At 66.0% G+C, this 23,449-nt stretch carries 33 protein-coding genes and 1 pseudogene; 14 read left to right on the forward strand and 20 right to left on the reverse strand.

Annotated features, from left to right (window positions below):
- Window positions 1–56 precede the first annotated feature (56 nt).
- On the forward strand, window positions 57–1,235 hold the full coding sequence (locus ACRXBZ_RS39030; RefSeq protein ID WP_433883356.1) for a JmjC domain-containing protein: 1,179 nt from the start codon (window positions 57–59) through the stop codon (window positions 1,233–1,235).
- Window positions 1,184–2,122 carry an aldo/keto reductase gene (locus tag ACRXBZ_RS39035; protein WP_433883357.1) on the forward strand — a complete coding sequence of 313 codons (939 nt, stop codon included), beginning with the start codon at window positions 1,184–1,186 and terminating at the stop codon, window positions 2,120–2,122. Before ACRXBZ_RS39030 ends, ACRXBZ_RS39035 begins: the two co-directional genes overlap by 52 nt.
- Here the strand turns inward: ACRXBZ_RS39035 and ACRXBZ_RS39040 are convergent.
- Both ACRXBZ_RS39040 and ACRXBZ_RS39045 read right to left on the reverse strand, forming a co-directional pair.
- The gene (locus ACRXBZ_RS39040; protein WP_433883358.1) at window positions 2,008–2,850 is read right to left on the reverse strand and encodes a hypothetical protein; all 843 of its coding nucleotides are present in this window, start codon (window positions 2,848–2,850) and stop codon (window positions 2,008–2,010) included. The genes ACRXBZ_RS39035 and ACRXBZ_RS39040 overlap by 115 nt on opposite strands.
- 44 nt (window positions 2,851–2,894) lie before the next feature.
- Complete coding sequence (locus tag ACRXBZ_RS39045; RefSeq protein ID WP_433883359.1) at window positions 2,895–3,131, reverse strand: hypothetical protein; 237 nt, start codon at window positions 3,129–3,131, stop codon at window positions 2,895–2,897.
- A gap of 75 nt (window positions 3,132–3,206) precedes the next feature.
- Here ACRXBZ_RS39045 and ACRXBZ_RS39050 point away from each other — a divergent pair, with 75 nt between their 5' ends.
- On the forward strand, window positions 3,207–3,380 hold the full coding sequence (locus tag ACRXBZ_RS39050; RefSeq protein ID WP_433883360.1) for a mycothiol-dependent nitroreductase Rv2466c family protein: 174 nt from the start codon (window positions 3,207–3,209) through the stop codon (window positions 3,378–3,380).
- 75 nt (window positions 3,381–3,455) lie between these two features.
- On the opposite strand, the gene ACRXBZ_RS39055 is transcribed toward ACRXBZ_RS39050, so the two are convergent.
- Entirely contained in the window at window positions 3,456–3,806 is a 351-nt protein-coding gene (locus tag ACRXBZ_RS39055; protein WP_433883361.1) for an NUDIX domain-containing protein, read from the reverse strand.
- Window positions 3,807–4,214: 408 nt separating this feature from the next.
- On the opposite strand from ACRXBZ_RS39055, the gene ACRXBZ_RS39060 reads away from it, so the two are divergent.
- Genes ACRXBZ_RS39060 through ACRXBZ_RS39075 form a run of 4 tightly spaced genes read left to right on the forward strand, consistent with a single transcriptional unit; the run spans window position 4,215 to window position 8,192 of the window.
- Window positions 4,215–5,375, forward strand: a complete 1,161-nt coding sequence (locus ACRXBZ_RS39060; protein WP_433883362.1) for a glycosyltransferase family protein — start codon at window positions 4,215–4,217, stop codon at window positions 5,373–5,375.
- A complete protein-coding gene (locus tag ACRXBZ_RS39065; RefSeq protein WP_433883363.1) occupies window positions 5,372–6,088 on the forward strand; it encodes a hypothetical protein in 717 nt (238 codons plus the stop codon). Before ACRXBZ_RS39060 ends, ACRXBZ_RS39065 begins: the two co-directional genes overlap by 4 nt.
- The gene (locus ACRXBZ_RS39070; RefSeq protein WP_433883364.1) at window positions 6,085–7,329 is read left to right on the forward strand and encodes a glycosyltransferase family protein; all 1,245 of its coding nucleotides are present in this window, start codon (window positions 6,085–6,087) and stop codon (window positions 7,327–7,329) included. Before ACRXBZ_RS39065 ends, ACRXBZ_RS39070 begins: the two co-directional genes overlap by 4 nt.
- Window positions 7,326–8,192 (forward strand): glycosyltransferase family protein, encoded by an 867-nt coding sequence (locus tag ACRXBZ_RS39075; RefSeq protein ID WP_433883365.1) that lies wholly within the window; start codon window positions 7,326–7,328, stop codon window positions 8,190–8,192. The genes ACRXBZ_RS39070 and ACRXBZ_RS39075 overlap by 4 nt, the downstream gene beginning before the upstream one ends.
- Here ACRXBZ_RS39075 and ACRXBZ_RS39080 read toward each other — a convergent pair.
- Window positions 8,174–8,302, reverse strand: coding sequence for a hypothetical protein (locus ACRXBZ_RS39080; protein WP_433878686.1), 129 nt, complete (start codon window positions 8,300–8,302; stop codon window positions 8,174–8,176). The genes ACRXBZ_RS39075 and ACRXBZ_RS39080 overlap by 19 nt on opposite strands.
- A gap of 92 nt (window positions 8,303–8,394) precedes the next feature.
- Here ACRXBZ_RS39080 and ACRXBZ_RS39085 point away from each other — a divergent pair, with 92 nt between their 5' ends.
- Entirely contained in the window at window positions 8,395–8,793 is a 399-nt protein-coding gene (locus ACRXBZ_RS39085; protein WP_433883366.1) for an NUDIX domain-containing protein, read from the forward strand.
- Here the strand turns inward: ACRXBZ_RS39085 and ACRXBZ_RS39090 are convergent.
- From ACRXBZ_RS39090 to ACRXBZ_RS39155, 14 genes are all read right to left on the reverse strand, one after another.
- Window positions 8,733–9,242: a P-loop nucleotide/nucleoside kinase family protein gene (locus ACRXBZ_RS39090; protein WP_433878684.1), complete on the reverse strand. Its 510-nt coding sequence runs from the start codon at window positions 9,240–9,242 to the stop codon at window positions 8,733–8,735. The two genes, ACRXBZ_RS39085 and ACRXBZ_RS39090, sit on opposite strands and share 61 nt — an antisense overlap.
- Before the next feature lie 23 nt (window positions 9,243–9,265).
- The gene (locus tag ACRXBZ_RS39095) at window positions 9,266–9,649 is read right to left on the reverse strand and encodes a DUF397 domain-containing protein (RefSeq protein ID WP_433878683.1); all 384 of its coding nucleotides are present in this window, start codon (window positions 9,647–9,649) and stop codon (window positions 9,266–9,268) included.
- Window positions 9,646–10,533 (reverse strand): helix-turn-helix domain-containing protein, encoded by an 888-nt coding sequence (locus ACRXBZ_RS39100; protein ID WP_433878682.1) that lies wholly within the window; start codon window positions 10,531–10,533, stop codon window positions 9,646–9,648. The genes ACRXBZ_RS39095 and ACRXBZ_RS39100 overlap by 4 nt, the downstream gene beginning before the upstream one ends.
- Before the next feature lie 134 nt (window positions 10,534–10,667).
- Complete coding sequence (locus ACRXBZ_RS39105; protein ID WP_433883367.1) at window positions 10,668–11,609, reverse strand: hypothetical protein; 942 nt, start codon at window positions 11,607–11,609, stop codon at window positions 10,668–10,670.
- Window positions 11,610–12,584: 975 nt separating this feature from the next.
- Window positions 12,585–12,770, reverse strand: coding sequence for a hypothetical protein (locus tag ACRXBZ_RS39110; RefSeq protein WP_433878680.1), 186 nt, complete (start codon window positions 12,768–12,770; stop codon window positions 12,585–12,587).
- Between the two features lie 176 nt (window positions 12,771–12,946).
- The gene (locus tag ACRXBZ_RS39115) at window positions 12,947–13,573 is read right to left on the reverse strand and encodes a response regulator transcription factor (protein ID WP_433883368.1); all 627 of its coding nucleotides are present in this window, start codon (window positions 13,571–13,573) and stop codon (window positions 12,947–12,949) included.
- Window positions 13,574–13,608: 35 nt separating this feature from the next.
- Window positions 13,609–14,283, reverse strand: a complete 675-nt coding sequence (locus ACRXBZ_RS39120; RefSeq protein ID WP_433883369.1) for a Crp/Fnr family transcriptional regulator — start codon at window positions 14,281–14,283, stop codon at window positions 13,609–13,611.
- Between the two features lie 193 nt (window positions 14,284–14,476).
- Window positions 14,477–14,692, reverse strand: coding sequence for a hypothetical protein (locus tag ACRXBZ_RS39125; protein WP_433883370.1), 216 nt, complete (start codon window positions 14,690–14,692; stop codon window positions 14,477–14,479).
- Window positions 14,693–14,807: 115 nt separating this feature from the next.
- Window positions 14,808–15,365, reverse strand: coding sequence for a hypothetical protein (locus tag ACRXBZ_RS39130; protein ID WP_433883371.1), 558 nt, complete (start codon window positions 15,363–15,365; stop codon window positions 14,808–14,810).
- Between the two features lie 181 nt (window positions 15,366–15,546).
- The gene (locus ACRXBZ_RS39135) at window positions 15,547–15,864 is read right to left on the reverse strand and encodes an RNA polymerase-binding protein RbpA (RefSeq protein WP_433884106.1); all 318 of its coding nucleotides are present in this window, start codon (window positions 15,862–15,864) and stop codon (window positions 15,547–15,549) included.
- Window positions 15,865–15,869: 5 nt separating this feature from the next.
- Window positions 15,870–16,382: a hypothetical protein gene (locus tag ACRXBZ_RS39140; RefSeq protein ID WP_433883372.1), complete on the reverse strand. Its 513-nt coding sequence runs from the start codon at window positions 16,380–16,382 to the stop codon at window positions 15,870–15,872.
- Window positions 16,379–16,510, reverse strand: a complete 132-nt coding sequence (locus ACRXBZ_RS39145; RefSeq protein WP_433878674.1) for a hypothetical protein — start codon at window positions 16,508–16,510, stop codon at window positions 16,379–16,381. Before ACRXBZ_RS39145 ends, ACRXBZ_RS39140 begins: the two co-directional genes overlap by 4 nt.
- Window positions 16,507–16,716, reverse strand: a complete 210-nt coding sequence (locus ACRXBZ_RS39150; RefSeq protein WP_433883373.1) for a hypothetical protein — start codon at window positions 16,714–16,716, stop codon at window positions 16,507–16,509. Before ACRXBZ_RS39150 ends, ACRXBZ_RS39145 begins: the two co-directional genes overlap by 4 nt.
- A 111-nt stretch (window positions 16,717–16,827) precedes the next feature.
- Entirely contained in the window at window positions 16,828–17,238 is a 411-nt protein-coding gene (locus tag ACRXBZ_RS39155; protein WP_433883374.1) for an NAD-dependent epimerase/dehydratase family protein, read from the reverse strand.
- A gap of 287 nt (window positions 17,239–17,525) precedes the next feature.
- Here ACRXBZ_RS39155 and ACRXBZ_RS39160 point away from each other — a divergent pair, with 287 nt between their 5' ends.
- The 3 genes from ACRXBZ_RS39160 to ACRXBZ_RS39170 all read left to right on the forward strand — a co-directional run bounded on the left by ACRXBZ_RS39160 (window position 17,526) and on the right by ACRXBZ_RS39170 (window position 19,918).
- Window positions 17,526–17,888, forward strand: a complete 363-nt coding sequence (locus ACRXBZ_RS39160; RefSeq protein WP_433883375.1) for a helix-turn-helix domain-containing protein — start codon at window positions 17,526–17,528, stop codon at window positions 17,886–17,888.
- Window positions 17,889–17,920: 32 nt separating this feature from the next.
- The gene (locus tag ACRXBZ_RS39165) at window positions 17,921–18,829 is read left to right on the forward strand and encodes an IS5 family transposase (RefSeq protein WP_433877464.1); all 909 of its coding nucleotides are present in this window, start codon (window positions 17,921–17,923) and stop codon (window positions 18,827–18,829) included.
- 66 nt (window positions 18,830–18,895) lie between these two features.
- Window positions 18,896–19,918 carry an XRE family transcriptional regulator gene (locus ACRXBZ_RS39170; protein WP_433883376.1) on the forward strand — a complete coding sequence of 341 codons (1,023 nt, stop codon included), beginning with the start codon at window positions 18,896–18,898 and terminating at the stop codon, window positions 19,916–19,918.
- 158 nt (window positions 19,919–20,076) lie between these two features.
- Here the strand turns inward: ACRXBZ_RS39170 and ACRXBZ_RS39175 are convergent, their stop codons facing one another.
- Window positions 20,077–20,235, reverse strand: a complete 159-nt coding sequence (locus ACRXBZ_RS39175; RefSeq protein WP_433883377.1) for a GIY-YIG nuclease family protein — start codon at window positions 20,233–20,235, stop codon at window positions 20,077–20,079.
- A gap of 104 nt (window positions 20,236–20,339) precedes the next feature.
- Between ACRXBZ_RS39175 and tnpC the strand changes: the two are divergent.
- A pseudogene (gene tnpC / locus ACRXBZ_RS39180) lies at window positions 20,340–21,848 on the forward strand (IS66 family transposase).
- A gap of 13 nt (window positions 21,849–21,861) precedes the next feature.
- Here the strand turns inward: tnpC and ACRXBZ_RS39185 are convergent.
- Window positions 21,862–22,332 carry a GIY-YIG nuclease family protein gene (locus tag ACRXBZ_RS39185; RefSeq protein ID WP_433883378.1) on the reverse strand — a complete coding sequence of 157 codons (471 nt, stop codon included), beginning with the start codon at window positions 22,330–22,332 and terminating at the stop codon, window positions 21,862–21,864.
- An 89-nt stretch (window positions 22,333–22,421) separates the two neighbouring features.
- Here ACRXBZ_RS39185 and ACRXBZ_RS39190 point away from each other — a divergent pair, with 89 nt between their 5' ends.
- The gene (locus tag ACRXBZ_RS39190; protein WP_433883379.1) at window positions 22,422–22,670 is read left to right on the forward strand and encodes a hypothetical protein; all 249 of its coding nucleotides are present in this window, start codon (window positions 22,422–22,424) and stop codon (window positions 22,668–22,670) included.
- A 382-nt stretch (window positions 22,671–23,052) separates the two neighbouring features.
- Window positions 23,053–23,409, forward strand: a complete 357-nt coding sequence (locus ACRXBZ_RS39195; RefSeq protein ID WP_433883380.1) for an SseB family protein — start codon at window positions 23,053–23,055, stop codon at window positions 23,407–23,409.
- Window positions 23,410–23,449: the final 40 nt, after the last annotated feature.

Genomic DNA, 23,449 nt, shown 5'->3' on the forward strand with positions numbered 1-23,449 from the left:
TGGGCCCACACCCCTCTCTCCAATCACCCGCCTGTGTCTTTCGCATGGAGGTCTTCATGACGCTTCGTTTCGTTCGCGATCTTGAGCAGGCATTGGCCTGGGACAGCGCCGGGAACCTGGGGCGGGACTTCGCCCGGGGCGCCTTGCCGGATCCCGAGCTGGTCACGTGGCTGCTCACCCCGCATCGGCTGCTGGACCTGCTGTCCTGGCGGTCTCTGGACTTCCCGCAGGTCCGCGTGTTGCAGCACGGCGCCGACGTGCACACCCGTTCCTATCTGACCACCCGCACGAGCCGCCGGGGCCAGTCGGTGCCCATTGTGGACACCGAAAAACTCGGGGTGCTGCTGGGAGAAGGGGCGCAGGTCGTCGTCGACGGCCTGAACCACCTCGACCCGGCGCTGGAGGCGGCCTGCCGGGCGTTGCAGTGGTGGTGCGGCATGACTACCCAGGTCAACGCCTACCTGACCACCGGAGACGCCGCCGGGTTCGATCTTCACTGGGACGACCACCCGACCGTGATCGTGCAGGTCGCCGGATCCAAACGGTGGGAGGTGCGCGGCCCATCGCGGCTGGCCCCGCTATACCGGGACACCGACCCCAACACCGAACCTCCGGATGAGGTGGTGTGGTCGGGTGTGCTGCGCGCCGGTGAGGTCATCAGCATCCCGCGGGGCTGGTGGCATGCCGCCACCCGCGCCGACCACGACGACGACCGGCTCTCGCTGCACCTGACCTTCGGCATGGCCCCGCACACCGGCATCGACTGGATCTCCTGGCTGGCCGACCTGGCCCGCGACGACGAGCTGTTCCGCCACGACCTCGGACCCGGCACTGACCACACCGCCCTCGCAGAGGCGGTGGCCGGGCTGGCAAGCGAGAACAGTCCGGCGGACTACCTCGTCCACCAGCGGCAGACCGATATCCGGCCCCGGCGCAGCGTTTCCGGCGGCGCGTTCGGCTCAGCCGAGAAGCTGGTGTGCACCACCCCGTTCGCGCCGGACATCGTCGAGACCAGCGAGGCGGTCATGGTGATCGCGGCCGGGCGGCGCCTGCGGTTCGCCTCCACTGCGGCCGAGTGCGTGCGGCTGCTGCTGTCCGGGCGCCCCGTCGATCTCGCCGACGCCGCTGCCACCACCGGCGTAGACGCCCACAAGCTCGGCACTGTGTTGCTGGAGGAGGGACTGTGCACGGAAGCCACCCCCGCCTTGTGCTCGGCCTACACCGCACTCGACTAACGCCTGAGCTGCTGCGGGCAGCGCTGGCGTTCGGCGTGACCACGGTGGACACCGCGCCGCACTACCAGCACGGCACCGCCCACCAGCAACTCGTCGACGCTGCGGAAAACCTGCTTCCCCGTTTCGCTGTGTGCTCGAAGATCGGCTACCACCACAACACCGCAACCGGATGGAACTCCCACAGCCTGGACCCGCAGCGGCTCCGGTCCGCCGCCGAGGCGGCGGTGCGGAGCCTGGGTCAGCCACCGGCGGTGCTGTGGCTGCACAACCCCGAACGCAGCCTGGCCGGCCTGCCGGTGCACCACGCCGCCGACAGGCTGGCCCAGGCCACCGAGATCCTCGCCGACGCCTCCCGGCGCGGATGGTGCCGCAGCTGGGGCATCGCCACCTGGAACCCCGAACAAGTACTACCCGCGGCGACAGCGATCGGCGGTGACTGGCCCAGGCCGGGGCTGGTCATGACCCGCTCCGGGCTGCTAGCACCCTCCCAGGTCCTCACCGCGGCCGAGGAACTTGCCGCGTACTGCCAGGGCAGGTTGTGGGGGATGAGCCCGTTCGGCGGCGACACCCAGGACCCGGTCTGGCGCGAGGTCGACCCACGCCAGTTCCTGACCCCAGGCCAGAAACCCACGCGGTGGCAAGCCGCGCTGCGCCTGGCGCTCGCCGTGCCAGGCGGGGTGGAGCGCGTCGCCGTCGGCACCAGCACCCCGGCCCACCTCACCGAACTGCTCACCGCCCCCGGCCTGGTCGTGAACTCCCGGCGGGTGGCAGGCTACCGGCGGCTGCTGGAACGCCGCAGCGCGGCGGCGACCTCCTCAGCGGCGTGTTCCGCCGGGGCCGACAGCGGCTCGCTGTCCGGAAGCGCCAGCAGCGGGACCAGGCAGTAGGCCCGGCACAGCAGACCCTGCCTGCTGCCCAAGTACGGGGCGAACTCGGCCATGCATCGCTGCGCCACACCGGGCGCGGCCAACGAGTCGGCCCACACCCGGGCGTGATCCAAGCTCACTGGGCCGCGTCCGAACTCTTCCCAATCCAGCAGGACGAGCTCCGGGGCCGTCAGGTTGGCAAAGCCCATGTCGCCGTGGATCCCGCCCCATGCGGTCACCGTAGTGTCCACATCGGAACCGAACACCATGGTGATCCGGTCGGTGAACCGCTGCTGAGTCACCGTCTGCTGCGGCAACGGCACCGCCGTGGTCGCCACCGCCTCCAGCGTCCACGCCAGGTCACGCCACCAGCCATCGGACAAGCCGGGGTCGGCGGTCAGAGTTCCGGCCGGAATCACCGCAGGCTGCGCCACGAACTCGAGCTCGTCAGCGCGCCACACCAGCCCGTCGGCGTCCCAGCGCACACCGCGATGCCACGCCGGGCGGGGAACCCGCACCAATGCGGAGGCCGCAACTACACCAGGCACCCGCTCCACCGCCGGGTGATCGGCCGGCCAGACCTGAAGCCGCACCCACGTGCCGCGCTCCGACGGCGCACCCCACGTCCGGCGTTTGGCCACAGCCCGCGAAGCGTCCAGCCGAACCCCGAGTTCACGTTCGGCACGAGCGATGGCGTTCGCGCACTCTGTCCGCCGCAAGTCCGGCGGCGACACCCCAGTCCCGCTCACCCCGCTGAGCCTAAAGGACACCGGGATCCGGTGGTGATCCACGATCAGATGTCGTCCCCGGTCTGCCGAACTACAAACTCGACACGTTGCTGGCGCATTTCTCCATCCAGCATCCGGCGGATCGCCACAGGGCCTACGCTGACGTCGACGTCACCGCGCAGGTTTTCCTCCGGCTCGTCAGCGCCGCGGACGAGAACGCGCAGCCCAGCGATCTCGCGGCCCTGGTCACAATCGCCGGACGCACGGCCAAATGCAACATTCAGTGCAACATCCCCGTCCAAAGTGGGACTGTTCGAGATCTAGCCTCCCAGTAGGGGAGGGCACAGGCAAAAGCGGTCTGAGATAGGACGATGCTCATGTCGGAGATCAAGCAACAACCCGACCGCGACGAGGTCCCGTTCTGGTTCGATCCGCTGTGCCCCTGGGCATGGATCACCTCGCGCTGGCTCCTGGAGGTCGAGCAGGTTCGACCGGTGCGCGCCGATTGGCGGATCATGTCGCTGGCCTACCTGAACCTCCAACAGAGGTGAACACCGATCGCGCAGCCTCGGCCGTGCGAACTGTGAGCCGGGCTGCTGTCGACCGGAAGGGCTCAATGGGTCCGGTCAACCGATCCGGGGCGGCGCGCTGACCGCTCGTGCAATGCGGTTCCCGACTAGGCGCTCGGCCGCGGTGAGCGGGTACCAGGCGGCACCGGTCACCTCGGACTCCTGGATGCGCCCCACGTCCGCATGTGCCGTCGTGAAGGAGTATCCGATGTCGAGGTGGTAGTGCTCCGGCTCGTTCTTCTCTGGTCGTGCCGGAACGGGGCCGTACTCGATGTAGACGGGCGTTTGCAGGGCTGGGAAGACCTTGCCGGGGTCAACACCCGTCTCCTCCGTCATCTCGCGCGCTGCCGCGTCGATCAGTGCGGTATCGGTCGGCTCAAGGTGGCCTCCATTAGGAACAATCCGCATGTCTCAGACCTCTTCCTGTCTCACCAACCTCGGGTGAGGCCGCCGAGAGGATCCGCCGCGAACCGCGCGGTGAGTGTCTCAGAAGTCGGCAGGAAGCGTTGTCTTTTCGTGACCATCGCAGCCGGGTGCAGATGCCTGTTTCAGTGGCCGAGCTGGTCAGAGGCCGCGGAGTCGTCGGTTATCGCAGCCCTCTGTTGGCCGAGGCGGGGAGATGGCGACCGGCTGACCGCTGTGTCGTTACCTCTCGCCCGACGTGAGCCGGCCAACAGTACGGGGGCTCCGACACGTCCATTCGGGTGTCGTCGGGCGCGCTGAGGTCGTCGACCCTTGCCTCGTCTCCCGAACAGCGCAACACTTCCGACAGTTCTGATCACTGAACTGTTCATTTCTTGGAGAGGTGTGGGGTCAATGCCAGGGTCGTTGCTGTATTTGCTCAACGTGTCGAATCCGGATCGGCTGTCGTCGGATTCGGGGTGGATCTTCGCGTCGGTGCTGTTGCCCGCACTGGTGGATGCCGGTGTGGAGGTGTCGATCGGCTGCCCAGCCGAGCTGCCGGATGCGCGGGTGCGGTCGTTACGGACCGGGGTGCCGTCGACGAAGTACCGGGCGCGGTTCGCGCTGGACATCGACGAGGTCGTCAGGCTGCTGCGGCAGACACGGCCGGAGGTGGTGTTCGCCAACCAGGTCGAGACGGCACCCGGGGTGCGGGCGGCGATGTTGGAGACCGGCTGCGCCGATCATGTGCTGGCCGGGTACTGCCACTATGTGCCGTTTCACTTGGACGCGGCGGGGGAGATCGTGCTCGATCCGTCGCTCGGTGACGCTGATCTGGGTATGTCGGTGGCCCTGTATTTCCTGTCCGGACTCCGTGCCTGTGACCGGGTGCTGGTGCACTCGCGGACCTCGTTTGAGTGGATTCTCGGCGCGGCGGCGCAGCTCGGCGTCGATCTCGGTGACCGGCTGCGGGTCGTGATGCCGGCCCGCGACCCGCGCGTGGTCCGCGACGGTGTCCTTACACCGCCCGCCGGTGAGCCGGTTGCCGTGTACAACCACCGGCTCTACGCGCACTACGGAACGGGCCGGTTTGTCGACCTCGCCCGCCGTCTGACCATCGAGAACGCCGCGCGGATCCGGGTCCTGGACTTGTTTGGCGCCCGCCGGCGCGGACGCACGACGCTGGATTCCAGCCCGGAGCGCTACCGACGGGAACTGTCTGGTGTGGACGGTGTCGAGGTGGTCAGCGACGGCGGCGACCGCGACCGCTACCGCTCGATGCTGGCCGACGCGCGTTTCGCGCTCGCTCCGTTCCGGCCCGGGGTGATCTGGTCGATGTCGGTCATCGATTGCCAAGCGATGGGTGTGCCGGTCATCGCGCCGCGTCTGGGCTGGCTGGCCGAGGCCGTCGACCCTGAGCTGCTGTTCGACGACGTCGGCGAGGCCGTCGACATCGCGCGCCGGTTGAGTAACGACACCGAGTTCTGGATCCGCCACAGCACGGCGGCGCGGGAGTTCACCGATGTCCTCACCCCGAAGGCGACGGCGTCGCGGATGCTGGAGGTGCTCGTATGAACACCGAGCGCGTGTGCGTGCTGCTGTCCTACGACGAACCCCGCGCCGAGGAACATCACCAGCGCCTGGCCACGGTCTTCGGTCACGTGATCCGCGTGCACGGGGTCCGGGGAATGCGGCGGGCCTACCGCACGTGCGGGGAGAGGGCTACCACGGAAGAGTTCTTCCTCGCCGACGCCGACCTTGCCATCGACTCGGCTTTCGACCCCGATTCGGTGTCGCCGCTGGGCGTGCGGGCGCCGATGCGAGTGTGGCGGACCCGGAACCCCGTCAACAACCTGGTGTATGGCTACGGAGGTTTGAAACTCTGCCGCCGCAGCGCGTTTCGGGCCTTGCCGCTGGCTGGGGGCGCGGCCGACGTGCTGGCCGATCTGCCCGGCGCCCCGGAGTTCAGTAGGGAGATCGCGGGCGACACCGCGTTTGACGCCAGTCCCCGGCATGCTTGGCGGGCGGGATTCCGCGAATGCGCGATGCTCACCCACGGCTGCGACTACGGCCGCATCACCACCGACCAGGCGGCCGAGTGGCTACAGGCATGGACCGAGATCGGCCGCGGCCCCTACGGTCGATGGGCTCGGCAGGGCGCCGCCGACGGGATCGCGTTCGCCCGTGAGACCGGTGACGATGCGGCGGAATGGGCACAGATCAACGATCCGCATTGGCTCGACGCCCGCTTCACCCGCCTGCACGCCGCTACAGAAGCCGCCTCATGACCGGCGAGAACGCGCCGCTGGTGCTGATCGAGCGTGACGCAACCAGCATGGGCGGGCATTGGTATCGCGCCGCATGCGCCTTGACCCGTGCCGCTGGAGTCCAGGACCGTGCGGTCACGGTGCTCACGCTCGACGGGGTCGACGCCACCGCCCGCGACGCCTTGGTCCAGACGGGCGCGACGGTGCTGACCGCTCCACCGGTTCGGGCACGGGGCGCTCGGGCGCTCTGGCGTCTCGCCCGGCTGATCACGCCCGCCGGCGCGGCCGCGCGACGACTTCCGGGACACCGGCGGTTCCCGCACCAACTGACCCTGCTCGCCCGCGCACTGGCCGAAGCCGCCGCCGTCCGCGTAGCGCACCGCGAGCCCGGGGCGGTGCCGGTGGTGTTGACCGCCAGCGAAGGACTCCCTGGCCTGGCAGCGCTGCTGGGCGGGCCGCATGTGCGGATCGTGCACGACGTCATCACGACCGCCGACCGCCCGCTCCGCCTGCTCGCCCGCGCCACACGCCGGCACGCCGACCGTGTCGTCACGCTGTGCCCCACGCACGGCATCCGCGCGAAACTCGCCGCCGAACACCCCGGCCTACCGGTGGTCGTGCGGCCTTTCGCTCTCCACGAGTATCGGGACCGCCTCACCGACGACGAACGCACCGAAGCCCGCCACGCGCTGGGGCTCGGCGATCAACAGACTGTGGTGACGTTGGTCGGCGGCTGGTGGCCGCACAAGGACCTCGACATCATCGAGCACGCCTTGCGTGAGCTTTCCAGTGCTCCGGTGGTTCTGGTCGCCGGAAGCCCGCTCGAGGAGAACCGATTGGCACGCTGGAAAACGATGCTGGGGCCGAGGCTGCACGTCCGGCACCAAGCCTTCGACGAGATCGCGCTGCGGACGATCTACGCGGTGACCGATCTCCTGCTCGTCGCCCGCCGTCCGGGTGTGGTCACCGAATCCGGGCTGGTCTGCGATGCCCTGCGCTACGGCGTCCCACTCGCGGTCTCCGACCACGACCCCGACCTCACCGGCCGCCTGACACGGCTCGGTATCCCGCCGTGGCTGCACGTGTTTCCCGCCGACGATCCGACCGATCTTGCCCGCGCGATCACGGCCGCGGTCACGGCACGACCGCCTCGCCCAGGCCCGGCCACTCCAGCGCTGCTGGGACTGGCCACCCCGGACGAGACGCTGGACTACTACACCATTCTGCTCGGCAGTCTGATCACACAGGACGGTGCGCGATGAAAGGCCCGGTCACGATGATCGCCGTCATCGGCCCCGTCGAACCCGCGCTGCTGACCGCGTGGTGCGAACACTACCGGGGGCTCGGGGTCGACGACTTCGCGATCGCCCTGCACGCCCCCGACGAGACCAGCAAGGATCGGCGCGCGGAACTGGTGACGGTGCTACGCGAACACTGCGGGAAAGGACCGCTGGTGCTGGCCGACGGCCCGTGGCACGAGCAGCTCAACAGCGACCTACGCGACCGGCTCCGTGCGCATGTGCCCTACGGCTGGCACTTGCTGGCCGACGCCGACGAATTCCAGCACCACCCCGGCGGGCTGTCGATGTCGATCGCTACCGTCGAAGCCGGAAACGGCGTTCTCGGCGGGATTCTGCTGGACCGTCTCGCCGCCGACGGCGGCTTTCCACGATGGTCGCCGGAGGTCGGGCTCGATCAGACCTATCCGCTCGGTGGGCTGCTCACCCACTACCTACTGCGCGGCGACCCACGCAAGATCGTGCTCACCCACCCCAGCGTCCCTGTCGCCTCCGGTAACCACCGCGCGCCCGGGTATCGCCCGCCCGCCGGCTCCACGATCCCGGTCCACCACTTCAAATGGCGCCATGGCGTCGAGGCCGAACTCCGCACGCGGGTCCGCCACTTCACCACCGGCACCTGGCGAGAGACGACCCCAGCGGTCCGGACCGAGGCGCAGCGCCTGCTCGATCACCTTGACGCCCATCTCGGCCGCGTGGATGTCACCGGAGACACTGTCGGTTTCACACCCGTGACCCTCGACCGGCTGCCGAGCTGGTGGCGTGCTCGGGTGCTGGACGTCGTCCAAGGGTGGAGCCCACCGCACAGTCACTCCGAAACAGGGTGACTCGCCGAGGCCTTCGCCGCCTTGGCGTCGGCGAGCACATCAGATCCGCTGCCCACCCACATGAAAGAGGTTCCGGTGCTGTCCCGGCTTACCCGTTCGTCGATGTCCACGTGCTACTCGTCCGCGACGGCGAGCTGCTGCTGAGTCAGCGCCGAGGTGGCGATTTCGACAGGTTCTGGCACGCGCCGTCGGGAAACTCGACGTGGGCGAGGACGTCCTGCACGCGGCGGGACGCGAGGCCGCCGAAGAAGTGGGCGTGCTCATCGACCCGGCCGATCTCGAGCACGTGCACACCGTGCACGTCGCCGGTTCCGGCCCGGATTCACGCATCGGCCTGTTCTTCACCGCACGGCAGTGGATCGGAGAGCCGACCAACCGCGAACCGGACAAGTGCTGGTCACTCGGTTGGTTCGCGCTGGATGCCCTGCCCCGCGACATGGTCCCGTACCCGGCTGCCGGGATCGAGGCCTACCGCACGGCACCCGGTTCGGCTGGCCTACATCCACATCGAGCCCGACGCTCGCGTAGAGCGGTGCCACGTCAGATCTGCGGCACGATCTCCGCAGCCTCGTCCGCGGTGGGCTCCTCGAACCTGGAATAGAAGTCATCGAGCGCGCCCGGACTGATGTTCAACACCTCGGCGTTGTCGTCGGCCTCGGTGTTGCGCTGGGAGAGCCGGGCGAGCAGAACGTCCTTCGGCGCCGCGAAGTACAGCAGCGTCCACGACGCTCCCGCGTCGTGGACGAGCTTCTTGTAGGCATCCCGGTTCGCTCGCGTCCACAATCCGTGATCGAACGCGACAGACCTGCCTTCACGCAGCAACGTCACCATGCGGTCGGTCAGCTCGGCCAGGATCGGGGCCTGCAGCTCTCCGTGGCGCGGGTGCGGGTAGTCGATGCCGTAGCGGCCATGCCGCTGCGCGAGCACCTCATCCACGCTCAGCCGGATCACGCCCTGGTCTTCGAGCCGCCGCGCGTAGGTCGACTTCCCCGAACCGGGAAGCCCGACCAGCAAATACGCCGTCGGGGCAGAGGAGGAAGGATCGGTCATCACGGGGTCCTCACATCATCCTCTTACGCCGCGAGCGTGCGTTCGTAGCCGTGGTCACGGACTTCGCGCAGGAACGCGTCGCGTTCGCCTGCGGTGAACCGTAAAGTCACTCCGCTTCTCGGGTGCCATAGGTGCCAGACAGCCCAGACCGGCCCGGTCCGGCCATCGACGAGCACCTCGCCGGTGATGGTCCGCAACGGGCCCGTGTCCACGGCATCGTCGCTGCGGACACGGCCGAGGAAGGACCGCCATTCATCCAGCGTGAGAAGCACAGTGGGACCATCTGGGCGTTTCGAGTCGCCGACGAGGACACCGTCGGCGACTCGTGCCCACTGCACGCAGTTGTCCGCGTCGTTGGAATAACGGGACGTCAGCCAGATCAGGGTCCGTGTGTGAGGCTGGATCATGCTGTTGCTCCTTGCTTGCTGCCCAAATCGGCGGCGATCCGGGTCAGGAAGTCCTTGCTTGCCTCGGGGTCCAGGGCTGCGTGGTGAAGCCGGTCGTAGAGGTTGCTGTAGCGGTCGAGTTGTTCCTGGTCGCCCAGGGAGGTCAGCACGAGATCGATGGTCACCGTGTCGACCGCCGCGACCCGCGGATCGCCCGGATCGGGGTAGGTGTAGAGGGAGAACGCGGCACGCGGGATCGCGTAGTCGTCGATGGTCGCGTCCACCGGCAGCACCCGCACCGTCACCTTCTCCTCGGACGCCGCCGCGATGAGATGTTCGACCTGCGGAACCATCACGTCCGGGGGCGCGGGCAAGCGGCGCAGCGCAACCTCGTCGAGGACCACCTCGTACGAAGGCCCATCCGGACGGCGCAGCATCCGTTGGCGGGTCTGCCGGGCCTCGACCGCGCGCTCCGACGAGAACGTCACCGATCCCAGCGCAGAACCCGCGACCTGCCGTTGGTACGCGAACTCTGCGGTCTGTAGCAGGCCGGGGATGAAGGGCTGGAACTCGCGGATCGTGGCCGCGCCCGCTTCCAGGTCCGCGTACAGCGCCTGCCGGGTGCCCATCGCTTTGCCGTACCCGGACCACCAGCCGCGCTCGGCGGCGTCGCGAGCCACCGCCATGATCTCGGTCCACCGGTCCTCGCTGACGCCCAGCTCGTCGAGGATCTTCATGACCACCGCTTGACCGTCACGGATCGTGTGCCCGTTCTCCAGCCGCGTGATCTTCGTCCGCGACTGATCGATCCGTTTCGCCAACTGCGCGTGCGTCAGCCCGGCGGCATCCCGCAACTCGTACAACTCCGCGGCCAACCGCTGCCGCCGCACATACGGACTGATCACCAGCACTCTCCGAACACCGGGCGCATCTGAACAGTTCATTACCCTGCGCACGGGACGTTACCGCACGACACGCGCCATGTTCACGCCCCGCCGTGTTGCGAGAGGATCGCCGGCGTAGCTCGGCGTCCGAGTAGTTACTCCAGCCAGGGGCACGACGCAGGCAGGGCGGCGATCCGGCGCTCTGCATTGGCAGACGATTTCTTCTTCAGCTCGAGATTCTCGTAGTAGAGGTTCGCGGTCACCGTGGCCAGCGCATCAAGCTTGCCCCGCAGTTCGGTCGCCCTGGTGCTGGCCTCCCGTAACTTTCTGCGCAAGTCGGCGATCATTTCGTCACGCTGGGCCTCTCCCGGCAAGGCGAGTGTGGTGCGATTCGCCAAAGCCCGCCGAGCGGCGTGCTTGAGCTGCAGCCCGAGCGCGATCTGTCGAGCCAGTGGGTGAAGCGCCGCCCAGGGTCCTGGAACGTGGCGACCGCGGCGTCCATGCGCACCCTTTTCCGGGACTCTACTGCGGTGAACAGCCATGGTTCGCAGTCGAACACCTCGCGAGTGAGTGCGTTGACTTCTACCAGGCGCCGCAGCAGTCCGGGGACATCCCACACTCCGCGGCCCGGATACGACTTGTCGCCGTGCGCCTCGGGCATCCTGTCGGTGGTGTCGGCCAGGCGAAAAGTCGGCGCGGATGCTTTCAGTGCGTTGCTTGGCCTGGACGATGCGTACGCCTTCGGCGCTGAACTCCAGGTCGGGCACCTGCAGAGCGTGCAGCTCCTCGGAAGTGCAGTCGGTCATCCCGAGCAGAAGCAGGACCCGGAACGGCTGGAGATCGATCTCCCGGGGGAACAGCATCTGGTGCAGGCAGCACATTAACCCAATGCCAGGCCAGACGCCGGTGCTCTGGGCGAACTCGCGAAGTTCCGAGGGCCAGTTGGGGTGCAGGGGAAGGTTCTCGTTCAGTGTCTGGCTATCCACCAGCCCGTGGCGCGTGGCCCAGATCAGGTTCGGCAGCTCCAGCCAGCCATGTCGGCGCGGATCCCGTCCGGCTTCCAGCAGCTGATGTCCGCGGGCGAGGCGTTTCTCCATCGGGCCTTATCGGTGCACAAATGCCACGCTGAGCGGCTCACGACGACGGCGAGGTCGGGTCTCCGGGTGCTGCCGCAGCGATCGCCGGGCGGACCGCTTTCTGGTGGCTATGTTCGGGCTATGTTCCGGAGGTCGTGCCGGGATTGGTATTGATGCCGAACCCTCCGCGTTGCACGGGGCCACCGGAGACCGGGATGCTGCCCTTTCGACCGATCACCGGGGCCGGTTCGCCAGGAGCCGCGACCGGTGTCGTGAAAGTGCCTCCGCCAGTGATCCGGTCTCCGACCTTCGGTGCGGTCTGGCCGTTGGCGCGGTAGTAATACCAGAACCGCTGCGGTGACGGGTGCACACCCAACACCGGTGTGCTGCCGGTGTATTGCGCGGGTGCAGTGTCACAGTCGGAGTCGTCCAAGCGTTTCTCGCTCCGAGGGTCGACGCAGATCGATCGGAAGTCATACTCGCGCGGCTGTGGTGGCGTGACCGGCGGAGCCGGCGCACTCCTTGACGGTGGTGGCAGTGGCGGCACGGCCGGTAGGGACGGTTGCGCGGGCATGCAGGCCGAGGCCCCGTACAGCCCGGCGACCAGCGGAACGATTTTCAACGCGGGTAACGTCCCTCTCAGTCTCATTCCCATCAGTTCGTCCGTTCGCTTTCTCTTCGCAGTGTTGGCCGGGTACCCAAGTAAGAAGAAGGCGGCACGCTGGCCTGGTCGTTGCGGCCGCCAATGACGTAACCGACCACGACGGGGCACCGGACCGGATGGCCTTGGGCTGTGAACGCGGCAGGGAGATACGGGATCTCGGCCTTGCTGATCGCACCAGCTCGCCCGCGCCGGCCGGGTGCCGCGTGATGCCGGACCCCGGAGGTACCGACATCAAGCGGCCATCAGGCGGGGAGCCGTCTCGCCCACAGGACCCGGCGCGACGAGACGACTCGACCCTCACAGGCGTGCGCCAGTGATGCGGGATCCGCACCTCAGCGCTTTTGTAAAAGCGCCCCGATAGGAGCGATGAGCTGTGCCGCGTCGTAGGTGGTGGCGGAGAATGCTCGCGCGAAGGAGTAGAACTCCCCCATGTTCATCCGCACCTGCGCGACCAGGGCGAGTATGCCCACGCACAGAACCACTACGAAGATCACGGCTCCGATGGCTTTCTCAAGCATGCGACCTGTTTTCGGTTAGAGAGCCAGCGCGGAGCACTGCGCTCCGCGCTGGCGCTTCATCAACTACTGAAATCGAAGGGGCAGCGCCCGCCCTAGCGGTCGTTTCTACGATCCACGCGAAGCAGGCAGGCGCCTCGGTAGCGATTAAGAATAAAAGTAGCTCCTCATCGATTGGCTCATTTTGAAATAGGCAATGTTTTACCCCTGCCTGCTGGCGTAGGTCGATTTGATGACCGAGTCAGCGTCAGCTCGACGTGCTCTAATCCGGACTCGTAGGCGAACACGGCAAAATAATGTCGGTTCTTGAGGTTCAGTTTGTTTCTGATCTCTTTTAGGCGCGATTTGACGCTATCCTCTTCAATGTATTCGAGTTTTGCGATTGCATGGTTGGTCAGCCCTTGGGTGACGAGTTTGATTGTTCTTATTTCCCGATCATGCAAGAGGTTTACCTGACCTGGATCAAAAGGAGTGTCAATCAAGTTGAAGGGGGCGTCGAAAACTGCGCGCATGTACGTTACGTTGACCTGTTGGTGCACCCAACTGGGGGACGCGAACCCAGTCTCGTATAGTGCCGCGACGAGGTGGGTGCGGTCCCGTGCCCTAAGATCGCGGCGGATTCTGCAAAGATGGGACTTGACTGTGTACGCGCTTAAATATCTTTCTCTTGCGATCTCGTCGATGTTGTAGTCACGAAGCAGGCTCAGGGCGATACGGCGTCGCGCGGGAGTCAGACGAGAAAGCTGGCTCGGACCCCATTCATCCGGTTTCCATGAGGGGCGTTTGTGGATATGCATTCCGGTCATTTGTTCTGATGTTGTCGTTCCTGTTGTGGGGCTGATCAGTGGCAGCGGCGGGCCAGCCGCTCGGGGTCGAGGATGAGCACGCTCTTGCCCTCGAGCCGCAGCCAACCGCGGCGCGCGAAGTCCGCCAGCGACTTGTTCACGGTCTCCCGCGAGGCGCCGACGTACTGCGCGATCTCTTTCTGCGTCAGGTCGTGGGTGACTCGCAGCAGGCCTGCTTCCTGGCTGCCGAAGCGCTGCGAGAGCTGCAGCAACGCCTTGGCAACGCGGCCCGGCACGTCGGTGAGAATCTGGTCGGACAGCATGCCGTTGGTCCGGCGCAGCCTGCACGCGACGACTCGCAGCAGCTGCTCGGCGATCTCCTGACGCTTACCGATCCATACCTGGAGGGCTGAGCGGTCCATGCTCAGTGTGCGGACCGCGGTGACCGTGGTCGCCGTCGAGGTGCGCGGCCCCGGATCGAAGATGGACAGCTCGCCGAACATGTCCGACGGGCCCATGATCGCCAGCAGGTTCTCGCGGCCGTCGGGTGACTTGCGTCCGAGCTTCACCTTGCCGGAGGCAATGATGTAGAGCCGGTCGCCCGGCTCGCCCTCGGCGAAGATCACGTGTCCCCGCGGGAACTCCACGGGTTCCAGTGACTGGGCCAGTGCCTCTGCCGCGGCCGGCTCAACGCCCTGGAAGATGCCGGCCCGGGCCAGTGTCTCGTCCATCACCGTTCCTGCGGTGAGCCAGTGGTGTCGCGTTCTGTGGTGGGGTGCTGGGAACCATGTACGTCAGCAAGGGCAACGCGCCATCGGTACATGCGTGTGGTCAGGAAGTAGCTGCAGATGAGATCGGCGAGAATGTAGCTCACCCCGACCACGACGCCTATGGCTGTGTGCGACCAGTCCAAGACGACCGAGATCATCGTGATGCCGTAGACCAAGGCGCACGCTCGCTGAAAAGCCACTGGGGCTGGGTGATCTGGTTGCGGGCGTTGGTGGCGTCGCGGGGCTGTCGCGCGCCGAGACCGCTAATGCGGTGCGTGACCACGGTGCCGATGCGCACGATGACGTCGGCCGCGAGGAAAAGCCCTCCGAGCCATGTGTGCTGGGGAGCAGTGAAGAGTCCGATTTGCATTGCCATTTTCCTGAAATTGGAATTGATTTTGTCGGCGCGGCTGTTCTGTTTGTCGTATCTTTCCCCGCGCCGGTCATGATGTCAGTAAATGCGGCAGCTTCAGATGCCAACTGCTTCAGCTCTTCAATTGTTCCTCTTCTTCTTGTTTGCTGCTGCCCGGCACAAGTTCGCCATCATCGCGAGAAGCCAAGAAAAATTCTTGCGCCTGCGGCATAAGTAAAAGAACCAGCGCGAACATCCCCAAAACGTTAAGCGCGAGCGCGACGACCGTACTGTAGCTGGGTTCCGTAAATACGGTATCGGAAATAAGGAGACTACGGCAGACGTTATATCCAGAAAAGGCCGCAACGATGACGATCGCCGAGTGTTCCCGGCGCATCAATGCGAATGCCGACGGCAAGACGATAGAATTTGCTACACAATCGATCGCAAGTATTTTCACGGCGTGAAAATTTGGGTCCAGTACAAGGCAGGCGATCCCAGAAGATATCGAGACCAGCGCGCATGCCACCCAAATCCATTTGACAGCCCGCACACTCAGCGGAGGGCTGGTCGCCTCATGCGTTGATTTGATGGGTCTTTCTCCAGACATTCTCGGGTTTTGAACCTGGCTGCTGGCACACCGTTGTGCCAGCAGCCAGTCACGATCCGCGATCCCGCCGTATGACGACACCAGAGCGGACCGAGATTTGGACGACCCTACGGGGTCACAATGCTATATTCACATTCTCGCCGAAGTCTTTCGGCAGCGTCCAGCTCACCCGATGGCATACCCAGGGGATATGCCATGGGAACAATTCCGAGGCCGACGATCGGTATCCACAAGACACCGACCGCCGCGTCACTTGTCTTCTTCATTTCTTCCCCCGCAGCGCGGCCAACCGCTGGTTGAGCAGCTCATCAAGTTCCGGGATGGTGCGCCGCTCCAACAGCATGTCCCAGTGAGTGCGCGGTGGCTTGGCCTTCTTCTGCTCCGGTTCGCTGCCGTCGATGCGCTTCGAGGCGGTGCCGTGCATGCGACACTCCCAGGTCGGCGGCACGTCGGCGTCGCCGGAGAACGGCACCGCGAACTTGTGGCTCTGGGGACAGGAGTACTGGACCGTCCGGCATGGGGCTGCACCCTGATCGCCAGGTCTGGAAAGACTGGTGTGGTAGCCACGATTCCCAGTCACAGCCGTCACGCGACCTCCCCCAGTTCGTGCAGCGTGGTGCACTCCACGACCGACGTATCGCTAGACTTTCGGCACGTCCCCGGCAGATAGCTGCTGCCGGGGACGTTCTCTGTGCCGGTCCTGGTTGGCGGCCCGGTCATCGAGAATTCAAGTGCCTTGATGTGCCGCACCAGGTTCGGCATCCGCAGCGTCGACACCGTCTCGATGGCGTGCCGCCCCGACACCGATTCCTCCGCGTACGGACGTAGAGCGCGCGGTTCGACAAGATCATCGACCCATGCCGGAGCGCTGGCCAAACACGCTAGATGCGGCTGGTAGCGCGGCCAGCGGGCCGCGGGGAGATACCCGGTGCAGGTCTCCAGTTCATCGGCCAGTTTGTGGCCGCACGCCAGGTCACCAGCCCCGGGCAGGCGGCAATGCACCACAGACTCGCTCGGGCTCGCCGCCCACTCCACTGCCTCGATCTCGGCTACCTTCTCGGAGAACGACCGAGGCAGGGACTTTAGCAGGCGGTTCATTCTTTTCCCTCCGCAAACAGATGCTGGGTTTCCGTTTCAGCCGGGCCGGTGATCAACCACCACAAACCCGCTCCCAAAGCTCCGGCAAGGCCCACCACGACCAGCAAGGCGAACGCCAGATCGTTCACGCCCCCACCGCCTTGCGCCGTGCGCTCTGAACGGCAGCGATCTGGACGCCAATCGCGACGTACAACGCCTCAGCCTGAGTGGTGTCCAGCAGCCGCTCTTCACCTGCCACACGTAGCCACACGGTCGACTGGGTATGCCCGACCACGACGTCACGATCCTGGCCAGTGCGATCACGGCACGTCACGGCTCTCAGCTCGTTCAACATGCTTTCCTCTCCTTGGGAAACGGTTGGGATGCCAGGACGGGGACACCGGCACCCCGGCCGCGTTCGGGGATCTCCCCGCGTCGCGGAAGAACGACGCGGGTGGCTGCCTACTCAGGCGATCGATGCTGAAACCACGGGCATGAACCGTGACGACACGTCTCGGTGGAAAGCAGCGGCGGCTTCGGCGACAGTGATCGTGCCGTGCACATTCACCTCCGCATCGACCGCGGGGCACCGCACCGACTCCGGCACACCGACCTGCGCAGCCAGGTGCACGACGACATGCGGAGCGAACTCGACGATCAGCTCAGCCAGCCGGTTGGTTCGGATGTCACACTCCTCGACACGACAGGACACCGGAGAGCGCCACCACGGCCGGCGGCGATCCACCGACACCACCTGCGCCCCCGCCCGGCACAGTTCCTCGACCACCCGGGATCCAATGAACCCTGATCCACCGGTCACCAGGACGCGGCGACCACCGAGTTGCCTATCCAGCACGGGAAGCTGTGGCGGTGACATCGTGGACCTCCTTGTTTCGATGAATCCGCGGGACACCCTGCGGGTGTGGACGTGAACCCGGCCCGTTCGCGGCGAGAAGAGCTGCCAATTCCCTTCGCACCTGCCGTGGTTGCAACCGAGGGACCTGCCCTCCCGCCCTGGGATGAGACCGCACCCGCCCTCGTCAGCGGCAGGGGTGCTCACATCAGGTGCAAACCGGTTTGCATGCGGTGCAAAACCTCTGGCCACTCCCCGTTCACGGGGCTAGGGTTGGTCGGCGGCGCGATCTCGGCTACGAGCGGAAACGAATGGGTGCGGGCAGAACCTCATGGGCGGCGAGCGAGGCTCCGGGCGAGCTGATCCGCCGCAAGCGCAAGGAAAAGGGTCTAACGCTAGTCCAGCTCGGTAAACTGGCCGGGTTTTCAGCCGCGCAGGTCTCCCGCTATGAACGTGGTGTGTCCGCGTTGACGGACGTGGCGGTGCTGCGGAGCTTCGCCGACGCTCTGGGAATCGCACCACAGGCGCTCGGACTCACATCCGGTCCGGCCGGGAACGGACACGCGATCGCACCGGCCGACTATCCGCGCCTTCCCACGTCTAAGAGACTGTTGGGTAACTGGGGCGACACTGAGCGTGGCGTGATGTTGATCACGGTCGGTGTGTCGAGATGACAAAGAGATCATCCCCGCCGTGATCTTGTTGTGTGTGCAACTGCGATACCGGCGGGGATGATCGCCGCCCATGTTATCCGTCCAGTCTGACCGATGAGGTGTGGGCGGTCCTGGAGCCGTTGATGCCGGTACGAGACCGCCGAAAGGGCGGTATGGCAAGGAAATACGACGATCGCCTGGTGCTGGACGGGATCTTCTACGTGCTGCGTTCGGGTTGTCAGTGGCGGATGATTCCCCGTGATCTGCTGCCCTGGGACGCGGCCTATCGCTGGTTTCGGGACTGGAGTGCCGACGGCACGATCGACCGTGTCCACGACGCGCTGCGCGATCAGGTTCGGCGCCAGGCCGGACGCACGGCGGACCCGTCGGCGGCCGTGCTCGACGCCCAGTCCATCAAAAGCAGCGAGGGAGGGCAGGAACGCGGGTTCGATATGGGCAAGAAAACGACAGGCCGCAAACGGCACCTGGTCGTGGACACCCTCGGCCTGCTGCTGGTCGTCATGGTCACCTCCGCATCGGTGCAGGACCGCGCGGAGCGCGGCGGGCGCGAGATCCTGCGACGCCTGGCGGCCCGGTTCCCCTCGATCGCTCTGGTGTGGGCCGATGGCGGATACGCCAACTCCGTCGTCAACGGCCTGCTGGCCTGGGCGAAGGAAAAACTCGGACTGGTACTGGAAATCGTCAAACGCAGCGACGATGTCAAGGGGTTCCAGGTGCTACCACGTAGGTGGGTGGTCGAACGAACTTTTGGGTGGCTGATCCGCAACCGTCGCCTCGCCCGCGACTACGAACGCCTGACCGCGAACTCCGAAAACATGATCAAACTCGCGATGATCCGCCTCATGGCCACCCGGCTCGCCGGCCAGAGCATCCGGTGGTCCAACGCCACCGAACGCGAAGCCGCCCGCCGACTCACCGCCGAAACCAACATCGCTGCGTAACCACCCAGTTACCCAACAGTCTCTAAGGTGCAGGAGAGATCCGGACGAGAGGACGGTGAGGACCCGGTGCGGAGACGGCAGTTGCTGGCGAACCTCGCAGTCACCGCCGCAACCGCCGCAGGCGCCCCGCTCCTAACAACCACCGGCGGGCCGGTAAGCGAAGCGGCACTGGGCCCCGTGCTCATTACGCGGCTACGCGACGCCATGCTCGGCCTGCACCCCGGCACGGATAACCCGCTCCCGCCCGGGGTGGATCTCGCACGGGCCTACACCGATTTCCGCGCATGCCGCTACGGCAGCCTCGCCACCCGCCTACCCCGTCTCCTGCACGCGGGCCATGCGCATGCTGGCGGTGATGGCAATACGCTGCTCGCGCAGACCTACCTGCTAGTGGTGCGCGTGCTCATCAAACTCGACGACCAGCAACTGGGGTGGATGGCCGCCGACCGTGCCCGGCAGTACGCCGAGGCCACCGGCGACGCACTCCTCGTCGCCGAAGCCGCCCGCCATCTCGCTGTCCTGGCACGCAAAGCCCGCTGGTACGAGCAAGCGATGAACATCGCCCTGACCGCAGCCGAGCACCCAGAACTGCGACCCGGCGGACCGGAACACGCCGCCGGACGCGGCTTGCTCATCCAGTCGGCGGCGTACACCGCCGCGAAATGCGGCGACGCAGCCGGCATGCGGGAACTGACCACCGAAGCCGCCACCATTGCCGACGGTCTCGGCAGAACGCTCCTACCTGATCACGGCGGCTTCAGCACGACCACGGTGCGGCTGCACCTGATCTCAGCGGAACTATCCGCCGGCGACCCCGCCGCCGCACTCACAGCCGCACGCATGGTGGCCCCGCAGACCCTGCCCAGCACCGAGCGCCGCGCCCGCTACTACACCGACATCGCCACCGCCTTCGCTCAGTGGGGACGGCGTGAACAGTGCCTGCGTGCACTCCTGACCGCCGAATCCCACGCCCCAGAAGAGACCCACCTGAGACCAGCAGTCAAATCCCTGGTCACAGGCTTGCTGGTCTCCGGACGCACCAGCGCCGAGCTGCGCGGGCTAGCCGCCCGCGTCGGGGTGCCCGCATAACGCGGGAGTCGGCACCAACCACATGCGATAATTGCCGAGCTCAAGTCGGAGGTCTCGTGTCACCACAGCTTTCGGTACGTGGGCTTCGGCCTGCCGGCTGGAGGCATCGACCTACGTACGTTCATGGCATCGAACGAGCGACATGAACGTTGCTGCCGTCAGTTCCGGTTCATACCGTGCGCGCGGCTGTCGAGGGCGAGCTTCAAGAACGACTCCCGCAGCAGGATCGTCTCTGCCTTCGTCTTCGAGTCAAAGATCTCCAGGATCGAGTACTGGAAATTGTCGACGATGTGCCCGTCGCCTAGCTCGGCTCGCAAGTCCTCAAGCTCCCTGTGTCCATTCAAGGGTCTGGTTGAGCTGGGGTTGTGGTTGCGGGCTGGCTGGCTTGATCTTGCAGGGTTGATCGTTGATCATTGGGGTTGTGTCCGGACCGGAGCAGCCCGCGCCCTCGTATGACGAGTTGGTGTCCTTGGTTGAGGGCTTGGTGCCTCGGGTTGAGGCCTTGGAGGCAGAAAACGCCCGGCTGCGGGCGGAGAACGCTGAGCTGAAGCGCAGGTTGGGTACGGATTCGACGAATTCCTCAACGCCGCCATCGCAGGACTCGCTGGCAGCGAAGGGGAAACGCCGCGCGCAGCGCTCGCAGCGGGTGCGGTCGAAGGACCGCAAGCCCGGTGGCCAGTAAGGACATCCAGGGTCGGGTTTGGTGCCGGTGGTCAACCCGGATCGCAGCGAGACCGCGCCCGAACCGACGCGATGTTCGGGGTGTAGTGCGGATCTGGCCGAGGGCCGGGATGCGGGGATGTCCTGGACGCAGGTCTGGGACACCCCGCCGATCCGGCTGCGGCGGGTGCAGTACCGGCTGCCGAAGCGGCAGTGTGGCAGTTGCGGGAAGACCACGACCGCGGCGGTGCCTTTCGGGCAGGCCGGGGCGGTCTGCTACGGGCCGAACGTCAACGCCGCGGCGGTCCTGCTGTCCTCGACCGGGAATGTGCCGGTGGAGCGCACCGCGACGCTGATGGAAGCGCTGCTGGGCGCTGCAGTGTCGACCGGGTTCGTCGCCCGCGCGCACGAACGCGTCGCCGAGGCGTTGGATCAGGCAGGATTCGATGAGGCGATGCGTGCCGTGCTGGCCGCCGAACCGGTGCTGTGCGCGGACGAAACACCGGTCAACATCGCGTACCCCGACACTGGCGAGGACGGCCAACCGGTCCCCGGCGCCCCGCACGTGGTCTGTGTGCGCACCCCGGATGAACGGCTGGTGTGGTACCGGGAACTGCCGGCACGCACCAAAAAAGCACTGCGCACCCTCGGGCTTTTCAGCAAATACACCGGGTATCTCGTCCGCGATGATTACACCGCCTGGCACCAGTTCGACCCCACCCTCGCTGGGGTGCAACAGTGTGTGGCGCACCTGTTCCGCCACCTGCAAGGCGTTCTCGACCTGCACCTCACCCAGCAGGGATGGGCGGCAACGGTCCGCAAGGTGCTGCGCGAAGCGCACACCGCCGTCGCCGACGCCCACGCGGCCGGGGCCGATCGCCTCGACCCCGACCTGCTGGCCGATCTGCGTGCCCGCTACGACAAGGCCGTCGCTTGGGGAATCGCCACCAACCGCTACCGCGACTGGGACAAAGGCAACCACCCTGGCTACAACCTCGCCACCCGACTGGCCGGCAAAGCCGGCCAAGTCTGGCTGTTCACCAGGGTGTTCGCGGTGCCTTGGACCAACAACGCCTCCGAGCAAGCGCTGAAAAGCCCGAAATTGCATCAGAAAGTCTCCGGCTACTGGCACACCCTGGCCACCCTGGCCCGGTTCTGCCGAGTCCGTTCCTACCTGACCAGCGCCACCAACCACGGGCGACGCGCCATCGACGCCATCCATGCCGCCCTCACCGGCAACCGCTGGATGCCACCAGTCACCCCAGCCTGACCACAAAGATCAACTAGCCAGGCATTCGAATTTCGACCCTGAATGGACACCTGTTGCCGCCGGTCAGGTTTCTCAGGTGCGCGTAGCCGGACCACCGCTGCCACAGGCCGCTCGCCTCGCCCGAAGCAGATCCCACGTATAGCCGGCCGCTGCTTAGGTCGGTGATGACATAGACGCCCTTCACGCTCGAAAGGGCGTCCTTCCAGCTCGGCTCGTCGTTCGCGATGATGCGCTGGAGCTCGTGGTGCATGAGCCTGACGTTCTGGTAACCGGGGAACGTGCCGAGCTTGGTGTCCGGGGCCAGCTCGTAACCCTCGGGGTTGAGCTTGCTGTCCTGCACTGTCTCGTACCAACGCAGATATAGGTCCCTGCCGACTGGTCTCTCCAGCTTGACGATCAGTCGCTTGATGTACTCCGAGTGCTGGGCGAGCGGCGTCAGCTCGTACCCCGGCCCGCCGATGAGTTCGGGGACGACCGCGCTCACCTGGAAGAAACCTCCAAAGATGAAGTATTGGGGACCGTCGGTCATATCGAGATGACAGCGGAACAACGACCGACGAACGGATGCCAGTCATGATCTTGATGGGTTTTCTGGCCAACGCGCCGTGGCCAGTAGGGCTCGCAGCGGCGATGCTGCTGGCACTGGCCATCGAGCGATCACGAAGAAAAACCTACAAATCGGTCCTCTCCACCGCCCCTGATGGAACCCTGCTGATTGACAAGTCCCGACGTGGCCGGATGCTCATCATCGTGCGCGTGGCTGATTCCCGCCTCGGCGAGGGTGAACTGGCCAGGGTGGAGAGAGATGCCTGCAGTCGATGAAGACCTACGGCGTGACTTCGAGGCGTTTATGAAGGAGAACGACAGTTCTTTGTCGTGAGTGCATGATCGCTCTCGCGTTCGGGCTGTGACCGCCTGCTAAGGCCGCTGAGGCTTGCGCGGGGATGACCGGCACCGTCGGTCATCCCCGTTTTCGTTCATGTCGGCTCATGTCGACCTGGAGAGGAGCTGCTTCAGTTGTGTCTCGCAGCGGTATCGACTGAGCCGAGTAAGCTCGCTGGCCGATGACGATGATGAGCTCCCGAGAGCAATTGGCTTGGTGCGGTTGACCGTGTCACAGGTGTACGGAACGTCTACGGCGGCGTCGCTGCGTTCGCTAACCTCGCTGAGCTGGTCATGCAAATGGAAGTTCGGGAGGCGTGTGGTGGTCGCAGACCCGGTCGGCCTTGTCGGCATGGCGCATGCCGTGCGTACCGGTGAACTCAGCCTCGATGAGTTCGTCGCCGCACTACAGCACGAAACGCTCTACGTGCAGCGTCCCGAGCGGCCCGGGGTGTTCGTGGCTGAGCTCGACGACGGCGAGCAGTGGGCGAGCGTGTTCAGCACTCCCGAGCGAATGGCGCTTTTCACCGGAACGGCAGAGTGGGCGAGTCTGCGGGGCGATGACTTGGTGAGCCTGCTCCCGGTGGGCGTCAACGTGGTTCTTGACCCGTCGGAACCGCACTCGGTGGCCGTCGAATCCATCCACTTGCTCAGGCAGTTGCTTCGTCCAGCAGGTTGAGCCGCCACTCAGACGAGTGCCCGGAAGGAAGGAGGACGGT

This window comes from Saccharopolyspora hattusasensis (assembly GCF_050972075.1).
Classification (GTDB): domain Bacteria; phylum Actinomycetota; class Actinomycetes; order Mycobacteriales; family Pseudonocardiaceae; genus Saccharopolyspora; species Saccharopolyspora hattusasensis.

Bases quoted from the DNA above. Each gene is read 5' to 3' on its own strand.
- ACRXBZ_RS39030 (WP_433883356.1), top strand. From the start codon at position 57: ATGACGCTTCGTTTCGTTCGCGATCTTGAGCAGGCATTGGCCTGGGAC.
- ACRXBZ_RS39050 (WP_433883360.1), top strand. From the start codon at position 3,207: ATGTCGGAGATCAAGCAACAACCCGACCGCGACGAGGTCCCGTTCTGG.
- ACRXBZ_RS39055 (WP_433883361.1), bottom strand. From the start codon at position 3,806: ATGCGGATTGTTCCTAATGGAGGCCACCTTGAGCCGACCGATACCGCA.
- ACRXBZ_RS39060 (WP_433883362.1), top strand. From the start codon at position 4,215: ATGCCAGGGTCGTTGCTGTATTTGCTCAACGTGTCGAATCCGGATCGG.
- ACRXBZ_RS39065 (WP_433883363.1), top strand. From the start codon at position 5,372: ATGAACACCGAGCGCGTGTGCGTGCTGCTGTCCTACGACGAACCCCGC.
- ACRXBZ_RS39070 (WP_433883364.1), top strand. From the start codon at position 6,085: ATGACCGGCGAGAACGCGCCGCTGGTGCTGATCGAGCGTGACGCAACC.
- ACRXBZ_RS39075 (WP_433883365.1), top strand. From the start codon at position 7,326: ATGAAAGGCCCGGTCACGATGATCGCCGTCATCGGCCCCGTCGAACCC.
- ACRXBZ_RS39090 (WP_433878684.1), bottom strand. From the start codon at position 9,242: ATGACCGATCCTTCCTCCTCTGCCCCGACGGCGTATTTGCTGGTCGGG.
- ACRXBZ_RS39095 (WP_433878683.1), bottom strand. From the start codon at position 9,649: ATGATCCAGCCTCACACACGGACCCTGATCTGGCTGACGTCCCGTTAT.
- ACRXBZ_RS39105 (WP_433883367.1), bottom strand. From the start codon at position 11,609: ATGGAGAAACGCCTCGCCCGCGGACATCAGCTGCTGGAAGCCGGACGG.
- ACRXBZ_RS39110 (WP_433878680.1), bottom strand. From the start codon at position 12,770: ATGCTTGAGAAAGCCATCGGAGCCGTGATCTTCGTAGTGGTTCTGTGC.
- ACRXBZ_RS39115 (WP_433883368.1), bottom strand. From the start codon at position 13,573: ATGACCGGAATGCATATCCACAAACGCCCCTCATGGAAACCGGATGAA.
- ACRXBZ_RS39120 (WP_433883369.1), bottom strand. From the start codon at position 14,283: ATGGACGAGACACTGGCCCGGGCCGGCATCTTCCAGGGCGTTGAGCCG.
- ACRXBZ_RS39125 (WP_433883370.1), bottom strand. From the start codon at position 14,692: ATGCAAATCGGACTCTTCACTGCTCCCCAGCACACATGGCTCGGAGGG.
- ACRXBZ_RS39140 (WP_433883372.1), bottom strand. From the start codon at position 16,382: ATGAACCGCCTGCTAAAGTCCCTGCCTCGGTCGTTCTCCGAGAAGGTA.
- ACRXBZ_RS39150 (WP_433883373.1), bottom strand. From the start codon at position 16,716: ATGTTGAACGAGCTGAGAGCCGTGACGTGCCGTGATCGCACTGGCCAG.
- ACRXBZ_RS39155 (WP_433883374.1), bottom strand. From the start codon at position 17,238: ATGTCACCGCCACAGCTTCCCGTGCTGGATAGGCAACTCGGTGGTCGC.
- ACRXBZ_RS39160 (WP_433883375.1), top strand. From the start codon at position 17,526: ATGGGTGCGGGCAGAACCTCATGGGCGGCGAGCGAGGCTCCGGGCGAG.
- ACRXBZ_RS39190 (WP_433883379.1), top strand. From the start codon at position 22,422: ATGATCTTGATGGGTTTTCTGGCCAACGCGCCGTGGCCAGTAGGGCTC.